The sequence below is a fragment of the Pseudomonas sp. 203-8 genome (assembly GCF_020708595.1).
Taxonomy (GTDB): domain Bacteria; phylum Pseudomonadota; class Gammaproteobacteria; order Pseudomonadales; family Pseudomonadaceae; genus Pseudomonas; species Pseudomonas aeruginosa.
The window spans coordinates 150,182-164,138 of sequence record NZ_JAJFDF010000012.1; the positions used below are offsets into that span (position 1 = coordinate 150,182).

Here is a 13,957-nt window from a genome sequence, read left to right on the forward strand (position 1 = left end):
GCTCATGCAGGCGTCCCCGATGCGCCGCCGGCGCCTGCGCGCCTGGGGCCTGCTCGCCGGCGCGCTGCTGCTCGCGCTGGCGGCCCTGGCCAGCCTGGCGCTGGGCTCGCGGCCGGTGCCCCTGGCGGTCACACTGGACGCCCTGCAAGCCGTCGATCCGCACGATGATCGCCACCTGGTGGTACGCGAACTGCGCCTGCCACGCACCCTGGTGGCGCTGCTGGCCGGCGCGGCGCTGGGAGTGGCCGGCGCGCTGATGCAAGCGCTGACGCGCAATCCGCTGGCCGAACCCGGCCTGCTGGGGATCAACGCCGGCGCGGCGCTGGCGGTGATCGTCGGGGTCGCGCTGTTCGACCTGGCGAGCATGGGCCAGTACCTCGGTTGCGCCTTCCTCGGCGCCGGCCTGGCCGGCATCGCCGTATTCCTTCTCGGCCAGGCCCGCGAGACCGGCACCAACCCGGTGCGCCTGGTGCTGGCGGGTGCCGGCTTGTCAGTGATGCTCGCCTCGCTGACCGGGATCATCGTGCTGAACGCCCCGCCGGAAGTCTTCGACCGCTTCCGCCACTGGGCCGCCGGCTCGCTTTCCGGCAGCGGCTTCGCCCTGCTCGGATGGCCGGGCCTGGCCATCGGCGCCGGGCTGGCCGCCGCCTTCGCCCTCGCCGCCAGGCTCAATGCCCTGGCCCTGGGCCAGGAGATCGGCCGGGCGCTCGGCGTCGACCTGCGCCTGACCTGGCTGCTCGCCTGCCTGGCGGTGATGCTGCTGGCCGGCGCGGCGACCGCCCTGGCCGGGCCGATCGCCTTCGTCGGCCTGGTCGCCCCGCACCTCGCGCGACTGCTGGCCGGACCGGACCAGCGCTGGATCCTGCCTTTCTCGGCGCTGATCGCCGCCGGCCTGCTGCTCGGCGCCGACATCCTCGGGCGGCTGCTGGCGGCGCCGGCGGAGATCGCCGCCGGAATCGTCGCTTTGCTGCTCGGCGGACCGGCCTTCATCGTCCTGGTCAGGCGCTTCCGCCTGAGCCGCCTGTGAACGGTCTCCACGCCCTGCGCCTGGGCTCCCTGTCGCTGCGTTGGCGGCCACGGGCGGCGCTGGCCTGCCTGGTCCTCGCGGGGGTCGGACTGGCGCTGGCGGCGGCGCTGCTGGGGACCGGCAGCCTGGCGCTGGGTCCGGCAGAGGTGTTCGCCAGCCTGCTCGGCCAGGGCCAGGACCCCACCGCCCAGCGCATCGTCCAGCGCGTGCGCCTGCCACGGGTGCTCACCGCCTGCCTGGTCGGCGCCGCGCTGGGCATGGCCGGGGCGATCTTCCAGTCGATCTCGCGCAATCCGCTGGGCTCGCCCGACGTCATCGGTTTCACCACCGGCACCGCCAGCGGCGCCATCGTGCAGATCATCCTGTTCGATGCCGGCCCGCTGGCCACCTCGCTGGCGGCGCTGGCCGCCGGCCTCTGCACGGCGCTGGCGGTGGTGCTGCTGGCGCGCCGGGGCGCCACCGCCGGCGGCTACCGCCTGGTGCTGGTGGGCATCGGTGTCGGCGCCAGCCTGTCGGGCCTGAACAGCCTGCTGCTGGTCACCGGCAACCTCGACCAGGCGATGTATGCCCAGCTCTGGCTGGCCGGCTCGCTGAACACCCGGACCTGGTCGCACGTCGTCCCGGCAGCGCTGGGCCTGCTCGCCAGCGTGCCGCTGGCGCTGTACCACGGTCGTCGCCTGGAAGTGCTGGAGCTGGGCGATGCCAGCGCCGCCCAGCTCGGCGTGGCGGTGGAGCGCGTGCGCTTGCAGATGGTCCTGGTCGCCGTCGGCATGACCGCCATCGCCACCGCCGCGGCCGGCCCCATCGCCTTCATCGCCCTGGCCGGCCCGCAACTGGCCCGGCGCCTGACCCGCTCGGCCGGGGTGCCGTTGCTGTCCGGCGCATTGATGGGCGCGGTCCTGCTGCTGGCCGCCGACCTGCTCGGCCAGCGCCTGGCATACGTCGCCAACCTGCCGATCGGCCTGATGACCGGCCTGCTCGGCGGTTTCTACCTGCTCTGGCTACTGCTGCGCAGCCGCCGGATCTGAGCCCCGGCCTCAACGACCGCCCAGGCTGCCGCCGCCGTCGACACCGATCACCTGGCCGGTGACGAACGAAGCGCCCTCGCTGAGCAGGAACTCGATCAGCGCGGCCACTTCGTCCGGCCGCCCGAGCCGCTGCATGGGGATGGTCGAGAGAATCCGCCGTTCCTCCTCGCCGCCGACCGGGCGGGTCTGGCGGAACAGCTCGGTCTCGATCGGCCCGGGCGCCACCGCGTTGACCGTGATGCCCAGCGGCGCCAGCTCCAGCGCCCAGGTGCGAGTCACCCCGACCAGCGCGCTCTTCGCCGCGGCGTAGGCGGTGCGTTCGCGGGCGCCGTGGATCGCCCGGCTGCACAGGTTGACGATGCGGCCCGCCGGCGAACGCTTGAGCCCCGGCAGGCAGGCCTGGGCAAGCTGCACGGCGACCCGCACGTTGAGGTCGAAGACCTGTTGCAGAGCGGCCAGGTCGAGGTTCTCCAGGCTTTGCGGCAAGGCGATCCCGGCGTTGTTGACCAAGGCATCCACGGCGCTTTCCGAGAGCAATCCGCGCAGCGTCTCGGCGGTTTGCGCAGGATCGGCCAGGTCGCAGCACAGCAGACGTCCAGGAAAGTCGTCGCTCGCATGGCGGGCGATGCCCACTACACTCCAGCCGGAGGCCGCCAAGCGCCTGGCCAGGGCCAGGCCGATGCCACGGGTGGCGCCGGTGACCAGCGCGGTACGATGATTCGTCATGACGATTCCCCTGTGTGAAATGGTCCCCCCGACGCCGCACCTTACGCCTCGCCGGCGGCCGGCGACAGCCCGCGGACTTTCTCCGACGCCGCGCTTCGGCGGCAACCCCAGACACTGGCCAGGACCTGCGAGGCCGTTGCCGCGCCCCGCCAGGGAAGCCGCGAGCGCCGGCCAGGATGTACACTGCATCCCCTGTATCGACCCGGCCGCCTCGCGGCCCCCGTCGCAGCAAGCAGAGAACAAGAGGAACGATGATGAGCGTCGCTAACGGTCTCCCCGTCTCCATTCGCCAGGCGGTGACAGCATGATCGAGGTCACCGAGGTTTCCATCGCCGAGCTGCGTGACGCGCTCGAGTCCGGTCGTACCACGGCGGTCGAACTGGTCCAGGCCTACCTGGCGCGGATCGACGCCTACGATGCACCCGGCACGCCCACCGCGCTGAACGCGGTGGTGGTGCGCAATCCCGATGCGCTGGCCGAAGCGCAGGCCTCCGACGCCCGCCGGGCGCGTGGCGAGCCCCTCGGTCCGCTGGACGGCATTCCCTACACCGCCAAGGACAGCTACCTGGTCAAGGGCCTCACCGCGGCTTCCGGCAGCCCGGCGTTCAAGGACTTGGTGGCCCAGCGCGATGCCTTCACCGTCGAGCGCCTGCGCGCCGCCGGGGCGATCTGCCTGGGCAAGACCAACATGCCGCCCATGGCCAACGGCGGCATGCAGCGCGGCGTCTACGGCCGCGCGGAGAGCCCGTACAATGCCGCCTACCTCACCGCGCCCTTCGCCTCGGGGTCCTCCAATGGCGCCGGCACCGCCACCGCGGCCAGCTTCGCCGCCTTCGGCCTGGCCGAGGAAACCTGGTCGAGCGGGCGCGGCCCGGCGTCGAACAACGGCCTGTGCGCCTACACCCCTTCGCGCGGGGTGATCTCGGTGCGCGGCAACTGGCCGCTGACGCCGACCATGGACGTGGTGGTGCCCTATGCGCGGAGCATGGCCGACCTGCTGGAAATCCTCGACGTAGTGGTCGCCGACGATCCCGATACTCGCGGCGACCTCTGGCGCATGCAGCCCTGGGTGCCGATCCCCAAGGCCTCCGAGGTACGCCCGGCGAGCTACCCGGCCCTGGCCGCAGGCGCCGAGGCCCTGGCCGGCAAGCGCTTCGGCGTGCCGCGCATGTTCATCAACGCCGACCCCGATGCGGGCACCAGCGAGTCCCCCGGGATCGGCGGCCCGACCGGCCAGCGCATCCATACCCGGCCCTCGGTCATCGCCCTCTGGGAACAGGCGCGCAAGGCCCTGGAAGCCGCCGGCGCCGAAGTGATCGAGGTGGACTTCCCGCTGGTGTCGAACTGCGAAGGCGACCGACCCGGCGCGCCCACCGTGTTCAACCGCGGCCTGGTGTCGAAGGAATTCCTCCACGACGAGCTGTGGGAACTCTCGGCCTGGGGCTTCGACGACTTCCTGCGCGCCAATGGCGATCCGAAGCTGAACCGCCTGGCGGATGTCGACGGCCCGCAGATCTTCCCCCACGACCCCGGCACCCTGCCCAACCGCGAGGGCGACCTGGCCGCCGGCATGGACGAATACGTGCGGATGGCCGAGCGCGGCATCAAGCCCTGGGACCGGATCGCGACCCTCCCCGATGGCCTGCGCGGCCTCGAGGAAACCCGGCGGATCGACCTCGAGGAGTGGATGCGACGCCTGCGCCTGGACGCCGTGCTCTTCCCCACCGTCGCCGACGTCGGCCCGGCGGACGCCGACGTCAACCCGGCCTCGGCCGACATCGCCTGGAGCAACGGTGTCTGGGTCGCCAACGGCAACCTCGCCATCCGCCACCTCGGCGTGCCGACGGTCACCGTACCGATGGGGGTGATGGCCGACATCGGCATGCCGGTGGGCCTGACCTTCGCCGGCCGCGCCTACGACGACTCGGCGCTGCTGCGCTTCGCCGCGGCCTTCGAGTCGACCGGCTCGCGGCGTATCGTGCCGCCGCGTACTCCACCGCTGGCAAGCAAGTGAAAGGCGCGGGCGGAAGGCTTCGCGTCTTGCGCCCACGCTGTTCCGTTCAAGGGAGTTATCGATGCAGCGACTCTTCGTCTACGGCAGCCTCGGCCCCGGCCGTCCCAACGAACACCTGATGCAGAAGATCGGCGGGCAATGGCAGGCGGCCAGCCTCCGCGGTCGCCTGCTGGAAAAGGGCTGGGGTGCCGGGATGGGCTTTCCGGGCCTGGCGATCGACGCCGACGGCGAGGAAATCCACGGCCATGTGTTCGTCTCCGACCGCCTCGCCGAGCACTGGCCCGCGCTGGATGAATTCGAAGGCACCGAATACCGGCGCGTGGCGACCCGGGTAACGCTGGCCGACGGCGCCCAGGTCGATGCCTACGTCTACGCCCTGCGCGACTGAGCGCTTGCCGGCGGCCTAGGGATTCGCACGCAAACCGCGCAGGGTCTTCGCGAGGACCCCGACCGCCGCCTCCAGCTCGTCCGTGGTGTAGGCGGCGAAGCCCATCAGGAAACCCGCTCGCGGTGGCGCGGCGAGATGCAGGGTGCTGAGCCCGACCAGCTCGACACCGGCGCGGTATGCCGCCGCGATGGCGCGCGTTTCGTCGATTCCCGCGCAAAGCAGCCCGGGCATCTGTAGCCCGCCGGCCGGCACGCGCGGCTCGACCAGGCCGCCCAGACGCTTGCCCACCCGCTCCGCGAGGAATCCCAGGCGCTCGCCGTAGAGATTGCGCATGCCGCGCACATAGGCGCCGAAATGGCCGCCGGCGATGAAGCGCGCCAGGGTCAGTTGCGCCAGCGAGGCGTTGTGCCCGTCCTGCAGGGAGCGGGCGACGGTCATCGGCGCCACCAGCGCCGGCGGCAGGACCATGTAGCCGATGCGCAGGCCGGGAAACAGCGACTTGGTGAACGTGCCGATGTAGAGCGTCCGCTCGTGGGCGTCCAGGCCTTGCACGCAGGCGGTGGGCCGGCCGGCGTAGTGGAACTCGCTGTCGTAGTCGTCCTCGATGATCCATGCCTGCTGCCGCTGCGCCCATTCGATCAGCGCCAGGCGGCGCTCCAGCGACAGGGTCACGCCGGTCGGGTAATGGTGCGACGGGGTCAGGCACAGCGCCCGCGCTGCCTGCGGCTGGGCGAGGATCGGCTCGGGCCGCAGGCCCTGTTCGTCGACCGGGACCGGCAGGCACTCCAGGCCTGCGGCCTCGAAGGCCTTGCGCGCGCCGTAGTAGGCCGGGTCCTCGACGAATATCCGCTCGCCGGCGTCGAGCAGCACGCTGGCGCAAAGACCCAGCGCCTGTTGCGAACTGGTCAGCACCAGTACCCGGTCGGCCGTGGCGCGTGCGCCACGCTCCAGGTTGACGTAGTCGGCGATCGCCTGGCGCAGCGGTTCGGCACCCTGCGGGTCGCCATGGGTCAGGGCGCGCGCGCCGTATTCCTTGAGGACCTGGCGCTGCAGGCGCTCCCAGGTCGCCAGGGGAAAGGTGCGGGTCTCCGGCACGCCGGGAGCGAAGGGGCGCGGGACGAGCTGCTCGCGAACCCCGCCGCCAGCCTGCATCGCCTCGCCACGCCGGCTCAGTCGCGGCGCGCCGCCGCCCCGTCGTGGAGCGCCCGCGCCGCGCCGGCCGGGGGACAGCCGGGTAGCCGCGGCGACCACGCTGCCGCTGCCGACCCGACGCTCGATGAAGCCCTCGGCATGCAGGTGCGAATAGGCCGCTTCGACGGTGTCGCGGGATACCCCCAACGACTGCGCCAGCGCCCGCGAGGCCGGCAACGGATTGCCCGGCGCCAGCGCACCGTCGAGGATCAGTTGGCGGATCGCGCGCTGGATTCGCGCATGCAGCGGCAGGGCCTGGAGCTGTGGATGGAGGAGGCGCGCCTTGACCGACTCGAGCAGTGACTGCCTGAACAAATGGTCTGCCCTCGATTATCTAATTGGTGGGATATGGCAAGCCATTAGGCGGCTATAAAAACAGCCGGGTCAAGACCCTCGGTCCCGGCCTCCGCCGGATCGCCCCATCAAGCCAAAGAAGGAAGCACTGGATGCAATCCCTGCACACACTGGTATCGGTACGCCCCGTGGCACACGAGGACTTCGAGCAGTGGCTCGAATACTGGAAGGCCTACCAGGCGTTCTATGAAGTCGAACTCTCGGCACAGGCCACCGAGGCCACCTGGCGGCGCTTCTTCGACGAGGGCGAACCGATGCACTGCGCCGTGGCCAGCGACGGTAGCCGCCTGCATGGCATCGTCAACTTCCTCTACCACCGCTCGACCTGGGCGGCACAGGACGTCTGCTACCTGGAAGACCTCTATGTCTCGCCCGACGTGCGCGGCCAGCAGATCGGCAAGCAGTTGATCGAGTACGTCCGCCGGCAGGCCGAGGAACGTCGCTGCGCGCGGCTCTACTGGCATACCCAGGAAAGCAACCACAGGGCACAGCGCCTGTACGACTGGGTAGCGGACAAGCCGGGTGTGATCGAATACCGCATCGAGCTCTGAACCGGCCGCGCGACCGGAGCCTCGGCCGCCCCGCTCATGCACCGCGGCGGACCTTCGACGCGGTTCTCAGTCCCAGGCCGGCGCCAGGCCCTGCGGACTGACCTCGCGGCCGTTACGCTCGAGGCCGGCGATGCGCGCCATGTCCTCGGCGTCCAGGCGCAGGTCGCGCGCCAGCAGGTTGCTGGCGAGGTTCTCGCGGCGGGTCGAGGACGGAATCACCGCGTAGCCCAGTTGCATCGCCCAGGCCAGCGCCACCTGGGCGACCGTGGCCCGGTGCCTGGCGGCTATCCCGGCCAGCGTCGGGTCCTTCAGTACCTTGCCGTAGGCCAGGGTCATGTACGAGGTGACCGCGATGCCCTGCTCCTCGAGGTAGGCGGTCAGCGCGCGGTTCTGCAAGTAAGGGCTGAGTTCGATCTGGTTGGTGGATATCTCGCCCGCACCGACCGCGGCGATGGCCTGGCGGGTCAGTTCGATGTTGAAGTTGGAGACGCCGATCCGCCGGGTCAGGCCCAGGGACTTGGCTTCCGCCAGCGCCGCCATGTACTCCGCCAGCTCGACGCCGTTGCCGGGTGCCGGCCAATGGATCAGGACCAGGTCCAACCGGTCGGTGCGCAGTTTCTCCAGACTCTCGCGCAGGCTGGCGAGCAGCTTTTCGCGGGCGTAGTTGTCGACCCAGACCTTGGTGGTGAGGAACAGCTCGGAACGCGGTACGCCGCTCTCGGCGATCGCGCGGCCGATATCCGCCTCGTTGCCGTAGATCTGCGCGGTATCGATGGCGCGATAGCCCAGTTCGAGGGCGCTGCGCACCGAGTCGACGACGACCTGGCCGGTAAGGCGGAAGGTGCCGAGACCGAAGGACGGGAGGGGGTGGATGGTGGACGACATGGCTGCGCTCCGTGGGCGGGATGGCTCGAATGAAGCGCAGTGTGGCGGCTTACATCTCTTCGATTAAGACCCGAATCGAGCAAATTCATTTGCGCTGGAGTCACGAATCCAGACGGCCTTCACGGGAGGTATCCAGCGGAAATCCCCGTCAGCCGCTGGCAGGACGCAGTTCATCGGATTCCTGCGAATACTGCTGATAACGATAATCTCTATCATTTACTCCATTTTTACATTTACATACACTTGCCCCGCCGCGAATTCCTACGCCGGTTTCCCACATAAACAAGAAACGCAGCCGGTCGCGCCAACGGCCTGCCTGCGCCGCCATCCAGGACACTGCAGATGAAACACGTCGTTTCCAGTGCGTTATTGCTCGGTCTCTCCTCGCTTTCCCTGGCCGCCCAGGCCGCTCCCATCGCCCTTGACCTTCCCGCCCAGCCCCTGGCCGCATCCCTCGAGCAATTGCAGGGCGCCAGCGGCCTGCGCATCCGTTTCGACCGCGCGGCCGTGGCCGACCGGCGCGCACCGGCCCTACGCGGCACGCTGGAGCCAAGCGAGGCACTGCAGCGTCTGCTCGCAGGTTCCGGACTGAGCGGGGAGGTACGGGGCGGCGACGCCTGGGTCGAGGCCGCGGCGACAGGTGCCGGCATCGCCCCCGGCGACAGCGTCGACCTCGGCGCGCTCAGCGTGGTCGCCACCCAGGACCCGGCCACCGCCGCCATCACCGAAGACAGCGGCTCCTACACCACGCGGGCGATGCGCACCTCGACCAAGCTGGCGATGTCGATCCGCGAGACCCCTCAGTCGGTCAGCGTGGTCACCCGCCAGCGCATGGACGACCAGGGCATGCGCGACCTCAACGACGCGGTGAAGGGCGTCACCGGCCTCACCGTGCAACAGTACGGGCCGGCCCGGGTGAAGTACGCGGCGCGCGGCTTCGACGTCGACAACATCATGTACGACGGCCTGCCGACGAGCATTTCCACCTATACCCAGGACGTCATTTCCGCCGCCGACCTGGCCATGTTCGACCGCGTCGAAGTGGTGCGCGGCGCCACCGGACTGATGCAGGGCGCAGGCAACCCGGCGGCGGCGATCAACATGGTGCGCAAGCGTCCGACCCAGGACTTCCGCGCCTCCCTGCAAGGCAGCGTCGGCACCTGGGACCGCTATCGCAGCGAGGCCGACGTTTCCGGCCCGCTGAACAGCGAAGGAACCCTGCGCGGCCGCGCGGTGGTCGCCTACCAGAAAGGCAACAGCTTCCAGGACCACGTCAGCAGCGAACGCGGCGTGTTCTACGGGATCGCCGAAGCCGACCTGAGCCCGGACACCACCTTCGCCATCGGCGCCTCGAACCAGAACGACAACCGCAACGACAACTGGGTAGGCCTGCCCAGCCCGCTGGGCGGCCGCCACCTGGACCTCAAGCGCTCGTCCTATTACGGCGCCGACTGGTCCTACTGGGATACCGACACCACCCACCTGTTCAGCGACCTGACCCACCGCTTCGCCAACGGTTGGCAGATGAAGCTGGCCGCCGACAAGCTGTGGGCGCGAATCAACATGCTCGGGCTGTACAACGACTGCTACTACTCGACCACCGGCTGCGCCAGCATGACCCAGAACCCCGGCGACTACAGCTACACCGACGACCACGACAGCTATGACGCCTATGCTAACGGTCCCTTCCAGTTGCTCGGCCGCGAGCACGAGCTGGTGGTCGGCGCCAGCTATCGCCAGGAACGCTTCGACGGCCACGGCGGCTGGGGCAGCCTGTTCAACAAGGACGGCACCCCCACCGGGCCGATGGACCCGACCCAGTGGGACCCGAGCTCGACTCTCAAGCCGAGGCTGAACACCAGCCTGTGGGGCATGAAGCTCGACCAGGAACAGAAAGGCGCCTACCTCACCACCCGGTTGAACCTCGCCGACCCGCTGAAAGTGATCCTCGGCGGGCGCCTGGACTGGTACAAGGCCGACGCCGATACCGACAGCTACAAGGTCACCCGCAACGTCACCCGCTATGCCGGGGTGATCTACGACCTGAACCAGACCTACTCGGTCTACGCCAGCTATACCGACATCTTCAAGCCGCAGAGCAACTTCGACGCCGGCGGCGGCCTGCTCGACCCGATCACCGGCAAGAACTACGAGATCGGCCTGAAGGGCGAACACTTCGGCGGCGCGCTCAATTCGCAGATCGCGCTGTTCCAGATCGACCAGGAAAACCGCGCCACCGAGGACGTCGGCGGCCCCTCGCCATGCCCCTTCAGCCCCACCTCGCGCTATTGCTCGCGCGCTTCGGGCAAGGTCCGCAGCCAGGGCGTCGACCTGGAGCTGAGCGGTGCGCTGAGCGACGACTGGCAGATGATGGCCGGCTATACCTACGTCGACGCCAAGTACAAGCACGACAGCAACAAGGCCAACGAGGGCAAGCCATTCGACGCGGCCAAGCCACGCCACCTGTTCAAGCTCGCCACCAGCTATACGCTACCCGGCGAACTGCACAAATGGCGCGTCGGCGGCGACCTGGCCACCCAGAGCAAGACCGAGGACAGCAGCACCGGTTTCCAGCAGGGCGGCTACACCGTGGTCAACGCCATGCTCGGCTACAAGGTCAACGAACGGATCGACACGCGGCTGAACTTCAACAACCTGTTCGACAAGTACTATTACAGCGGCATCGACTTCGGCAACCTCAACTACGGCGAGCCGCGCAACCTGATGTTCACGGTGAAGTACTCGCTCTGATCCCGGACCGCCGGCGTGCCTCCGCAGGCGCGGCGGCGGTGTCCGAACGGCCCTTCGAGGCGCCTCAGCAGGGCCGATAGCGGCGCTCGAACTCGCTCGCCAACTGCTCCAGCGTGACGCTCCCCAGGCGCTCCAGGAGCAACGCCTGCGCCGCCTCGAACGCCTCGCCGAGCGCTTCGTTGACCGCCTGCTCGACCAGGCATTCCGGATGATCGGTAGACAGGCCGATGGCGAAGATCGAGGACGCTCCCAGCGCCTGGTGGATATCCAGCAAGGTGATGTCCGCCAACGGCTTGGCCAGCCGCCAACCGCCGCGATGGCCCTTCTCCGAACTCACGTAGCCTTCGTTCTTCAGCAGCGCCATGGTCCGTCGCACCACCACCGGGTTGGTGCCGAGCATCTGCCCGATGGCTTCGGACGTCGCCGGCCCTTCGTGGCGGGCCATATGGATCAGCACATGGAGCATGCGCGAGAGGCGGGTGTCGTTTCTCATGAACGGCGGGCTCGTGACGGAAAGACCATGAGTATGTCTCGCTACAGAAAAAGTTACGAGAGCGTTGACAAGCGCATCTCATGAAACTTACGTTGTTTCGTGACTATCCGAATGGGAGATACGCCATGACTTTCGACGTGATCATCGTGGGTGGCAGCTACGCCGGCATCTCCGCGGGCATGCAACTGGCGCGGGCGCGGCGCAGGGTGCTGGTGATGGATACGGGACTGCGACGCAACCGCTTCGCCCGGGCCTCCCACGGCTTTCTCGGCCAGGACGGCCGCGATCCGGCGGCCATCGCCGATGACGCCCGCGCGCAGTTGCTGGCCTATCCCAGCGTCGAGTGGCTGTCCGAAGCCGCCGTCGCGGCGAAGAAGGAGGCGGACGGTTTCGTGGTGAAGGCCGCCAACGGAGAACGTTTCACCGCGCGCCGGCTGATCCTCGCCAGCGGGGTCGCCGACGAGCTGCCGGAGATCCCCGGTCTTGCCGAGCGCTGGGGACGGCACGTGTTCCATTGCCCGTATTGCCACGGCTACGAACTGGACGGCGGGCCGATTGGCGTACTGGCGGCCTCGCCGCTGGCCATCCACCACGCCCTGATGTTGCCCGACTGGGGAGCGACCACCTTTTTCCTCAACGGCGTCTTCGAACCGGATGCCGAGCAAATGTCCAGGCTGGACCGGCGCGGCGTGACGATCGAGCGCGAAGCCGTGGTCGCGCTGGGCGGCGCGCGCGCCGACGTGACCCTGGCCAGTGGCCGCACGATTACGCTCGCGGGGTTGTTCACCCAGCCGCGTACGCGCATGGCCAGCCCGCTGGCGGCGTTGCTCGGCTGCGAGTTCGAGGACGGCCCGAGCGGGCCGTTCATCAGGACCGACGGCATGCGCGAAACCAGCGTTCCCGGCGTCTTCGCCTGCGGCGACGCGGCGCTGGCGGCCGGCAACGTCGCCATCGCGGTGGGCGACGGCGCGCGCACCGGTGGTGCGGCGCATCATTCGCTGCTGTTCCGCTGACGCCGGAGGCTGGCAGACCAAGGATCCGGCCCACCGCCCGGCAAATCTTTCGAACTCCCCGGCGCTCCAGCTTTCCACTCTCCTGCATGTCACGCCACGGTGCCCGCCACGGGCGCCCCAGCAGAGGAGAAAACCATGAGCGCGAAGCTGCAAGGCAAGAACGTCCTGGTCATCACCGCCAACACCGGCATCGAGCGCGACGAGCTGCTCGAACCGCTGAAGACCCTGAAGCGACAGGGCGCCACGGTCACCCACGCGACCATCGAGGGCGGCGAAGCGCAGACCTGGGTGCACGACAGCGAGAAGGACCTGATCGTCAATTCCGACGCCAGGCTGCAAGGCCTGCGCGCCGAGGACTACGACTTGCTGCTGGTCCCCGGCGGCACGGTGAATGCCGACACCCTGCGCCAGGACAGCGAGGCCCAGCGCCTGGTCAGGGAATTCAGCGACGCAGGCAAGACGGTCGCCGCCATCTGCCACGGCCCCTGGCTGCTGATCGACGCCGGTGTCGCCCGCGGCAAGACCCTGACCTCCTATTCCAGCGTGCGTATCGACCTGACCAACGCCGGCGCGGACTGGGTCGACACGCGGGTGAAAGTCTGCCCGGCGCACGGCTGGACCCTGATCACCTCGCGCAACCCGGGTGACTTGCAGGCGTTCAACGAAGCCATCGGCGAAGCCCTGCAGGCGGCCGCCTGATCGTCATTCGCGGAGACAAGCGGTGGACACCCTGAAGATCGCCACCTTCAACGTCAACGGCATCCAGACCCGGCTGGCCGCGCTGCTGGCCTGGCTGGAGCGGGAAGCGCCGGACATCGTCTGCCTGCAGGAACTGAAGACGCCCGACGCGCGCTTCCCCGCCGCGGCGCTGGAGAGGGCCGGATACGGCGCGATCTGGCAGGGCCAGTCGGCGTGGAACGGCGTCGCCATCCTCGCCCGCGACAGCCAGCCGCTGGAGGTACGCCGCGGCCTGCCGGGCAACGCCAGCGATCCCCACAGCCGCTACCTCGAAGCGGCCGTCGACGGCCTGCTGGTGGCCAGCCTGTACCTGCCCAATGGCAATCCCCAGCCGGGACCGAAGTTCGACTACAAGCTGGCCTGGTTCGAGCACCTCATCCGACACGCCGCCGAGCTGATGGAGAGCGGCCATCCGGTGGTGCTGGCCGGCGACTTCAACGTGGTGCCCAGCGACTTCGATATCTACGACACCCGCTCCTGGAAAAAGGACGCCCTGCTCCAGCCGGAGTCCCGCGAGTGCTTCGAGCGCCTCCTGCGGCAGGGCTGGGTGGACGCGCTACGCCAGCGTTTCCCCGACCGGCGCCTCTATACCTTCTGGGACTACTTCCGCCAGCACTGGCAACGCGACGCCGGGCTGCGCATCGACCACCTGCTGCTCAGCGCCAGCCTGGCGGACCACCTGGAAGACGCCGGGGTGGATCGCTGGGTGCGCGGCGAGGAGCACGCCAGCGACCACGCGCCGGCCTGGGTAAGCCTGCGGCGTCCCTCAGAGCCCCGGCGCTAGCCGAGCTGGCCCCG

At 69.3% G+C, this 13,957-nt stretch carries 13 protein-coding genes; 9 read left to right on the forward strand and 4 right to left on the reverse strand.

Annotated features, from left to right (window positions below):
* Positions 1-4 precede the first annotated feature (4 nt).
* Positions 5-1,027 (forward strand): FecCD family ABC transporter permease, encoded by a 1,023-nt coding sequence (locus LJF27_RS26280; RefSeq protein WP_003118181.1) that lies wholly within the window; start codon positions 5-7, stop codon positions 1,025-1,027.
* Entirely contained in the window at positions 1,024-2,055 is a 1,032-nt protein-coding gene (locus LJF27_RS26285; protein ID WP_023117182.1) for a FecCD family ABC transporter permease, read from the forward strand. Before LJF27_RS26280 ends, LJF27_RS26285 begins: the two co-directional genes overlap by 4 nt.
* A 9-nt stretch (positions 2,056-2,064) precedes the next feature.
* Here the strand turns inward: LJF27_RS26285 and LJF27_RS26290 are convergent, their stop codons facing one another.
* The gene (locus LJF27_RS26290) at positions 2,065-2,781 is read right to left on the reverse strand and encodes an SDR family oxidoreductase (protein ID WP_003101310.1); all 717 of its coding nucleotides are present in this window, start codon (positions 2,779-2,781) and stop codon (positions 2,065-2,067) included.
* Positions 2,782-3,085: 304 nt separating this feature from the next.
* Here LJF27_RS26290 and LJF27_RS26295 point away from each other — a divergent pair, with 304 nt between their 5' ends.
* The gene (locus LJF27_RS26295) at positions 3,086-4,795 is read left to right on the forward strand and encodes an amidase (RefSeq protein WP_003101313.1); all 1,710 of its coding nucleotides are present in this window, start codon (positions 3,086-3,088) and stop codon (positions 4,793-4,795) included.
* 61 nt (positions 4,796-4,856) lie between these two features.
* Positions 4,857-5,183 (forward strand): gamma-glutamylcyclotransferase family protein, encoded by a 327-nt coding sequence (locus tag LJF27_RS26300; RefSeq protein WP_003093540.1) that lies wholly within the window; start codon positions 4,857-4,859, stop codon positions 5,181-5,183.
* A 15-nt stretch (positions 5,184-5,198) separates the two neighbouring features.
* On the opposite strand, the gene LJF27_RS26305 is transcribed toward LJF27_RS26300, so the two are convergent.
* Entirely contained in the window at positions 5,199-6,689 is a 1,491-nt protein-coding gene (locus tag LJF27_RS26305) for a PLP-dependent aminotransferase family protein (RefSeq protein WP_012613557.1), read from the reverse strand.
* Between the two features lie 131 nt (positions 6,690-6,820).
* Between LJF27_RS26305 and LJF27_RS26310 the strand changes: the two genes are divergently transcribed.
* On the forward strand, positions 6,821-7,279 hold the full coding sequence (locus tag LJF27_RS26310; protein ID WP_003101319.1) for a GNAT family N-acetyltransferase: 459 nt from the start codon (positions 6,821-6,823) through the stop codon (positions 7,277-7,279).
* Positions 7,280-7,345: 66 nt separating this feature from the next.
* Here the strand turns inward: LJF27_RS26310 and dkgB are convergent, their stop codons facing one another.
* The gene (dkgB, locus tag LJF27_RS26315) at positions 7,346-8,164 is read right to left on the reverse strand and encodes a 2,5-didehydrogluconate reductase DkgB (RefSeq protein WP_003118179.1); all 819 of its coding nucleotides are present in this window, start codon (positions 8,162-8,164) and stop codon (positions 7,346-7,348) included.
* Between the two features lie 342 nt (positions 8,165-8,506).
* Between dkgB and LJF27_RS26320 the strand changes: the two genes are divergently transcribed.
* Positions 8,507-10,915, forward strand: a complete 2,409-nt coding sequence (locus LJF27_RS26320) for a TonB-dependent siderophore receptor (protein ID WP_003093547.1) — start codon at positions 8,507-8,509, stop codon at positions 10,913-10,915.
* 64 nt (positions 10,916-10,979) lie between these two features.
* Here the strand turns inward: LJF27_RS26320 and LJF27_RS26325 are convergent, their stop codons facing one another.
* The gene (locus LJF27_RS26325) at positions 10,980-11,408 is read right to left on the reverse strand and encodes an Rrf2 family transcriptional regulator (RefSeq protein ID WP_003115857.1); all 429 of its coding nucleotides are present in this window, start codon (positions 11,406-11,408) and stop codon (positions 10,980-10,982) included.
* A gap of 80 nt (positions 11,409-11,488) precedes the next feature.
* Between LJF27_RS26325 and LJF27_RS26330 the strand changes: the two genes are divergently transcribed.
* The 3 genes from LJF27_RS26330 to xth all read left to right on the forward strand — a co-directional run bounded on the left by LJF27_RS26330 (position 11,489) and on the right by xth (position 13,943).
* Complete coding sequence (locus LJF27_RS26330) at positions 11,489-12,421, forward strand: NAD(P)/FAD-dependent oxidoreductase (protein WP_003118999.1); 933 nt, start codon at positions 11,489-11,491, stop codon at positions 12,419-12,421.
* A 135-nt stretch (positions 12,422-12,556) separates the two neighbouring features.
* Positions 12,557-13,120 carry a DJ-1/PfpI/YhbO family deglycase/protease gene (locus tag LJF27_RS26335; protein WP_017148481.1) on the forward strand — a complete coding sequence of 188 codons (564 nt, stop codon included), beginning with the start codon at positions 12,557-12,559 and terminating at the stop codon, positions 13,118-13,120.
* Positions 13,121-13,142: 22 nt separating this feature from the next.
* The gene (gene xth, locus LJF27_RS26340; protein ID WP_003110540.1) at positions 13,143-13,943 is read left to right on the forward strand and encodes an exodeoxyribonuclease III; all 801 of its coding nucleotides are present in this window, start codon (positions 13,143-13,145) and stop codon (positions 13,941-13,943) included.
* Positions 13,944-13,957 lie beyond the last annotated feature (14 nt).

Coding starts and splice junctions, on each gene's coding strand:
- LJF27_RS26280 (WP_003118181.1), top strand. CDS start 5: ATGCAGGCGTCCCCGATGCGCCGCCGGCGCCTGCGCGCCTGGGGCCTG.
- LJF27_RS26290 (WP_003101310.1), bottom strand. CDS start 2,781: ATGACGAATCATCGTACCGCGCTGGTCACCGGCGCCACCCGTGGCATC.
- LJF27_RS26295 (WP_003101313.1), top strand. CDS start 3,086: ATGATCGAGGTCACCGAGGTTTCCATCGCCGAGCTGCGTGACGCGCTC.
- LJF27_RS26300 (WP_003093540.1), top strand. CDS start 4,857: ATGCAGCGACTCTTCGTCTACGGCAGCCTCGGCCCCGGCCGTCCCAAC.
- LJF27_RS26310 (WP_003101319.1), top strand. CDS start 6,821: ATGCAATCCCTGCACACACTGGTATCGGTACGCCCCGTGGCACACGAG.
- dkgB (WP_003118179.1), bottom strand. CDS start 8,164: ATGTCGTCCACCATCCACCCCCTCCCGTCCTTCGGTCTCGGCACCTTC.
- LJF27_RS26320 (WP_003093547.1), top strand. CDS start 8,507: ATGAAACACGTCGTTTCCAGTGCGTTATTGCTCGGTCTCTCCTCGCTT.
- LJF27_RS26325 (WP_003115857.1), bottom strand. CDS start 11,408: ATGAGAAACGACACCCGCCTCTCGCGCATGCTCCATGTGCTGATCCAT.
- LJF27_RS26330 (WP_003118999.1), top strand. CDS start 11,489: ATGAAACTTACGTTGTTTCGTGACTATCCGAATGGGAGATACGCCATG.
- LJF27_RS26335 (WP_017148481.1), top strand. CDS start 12,557: ATGAGCGCGAAGCTGCAAGGCAAGAACGTCCTGGTCATCACCGCCAAC.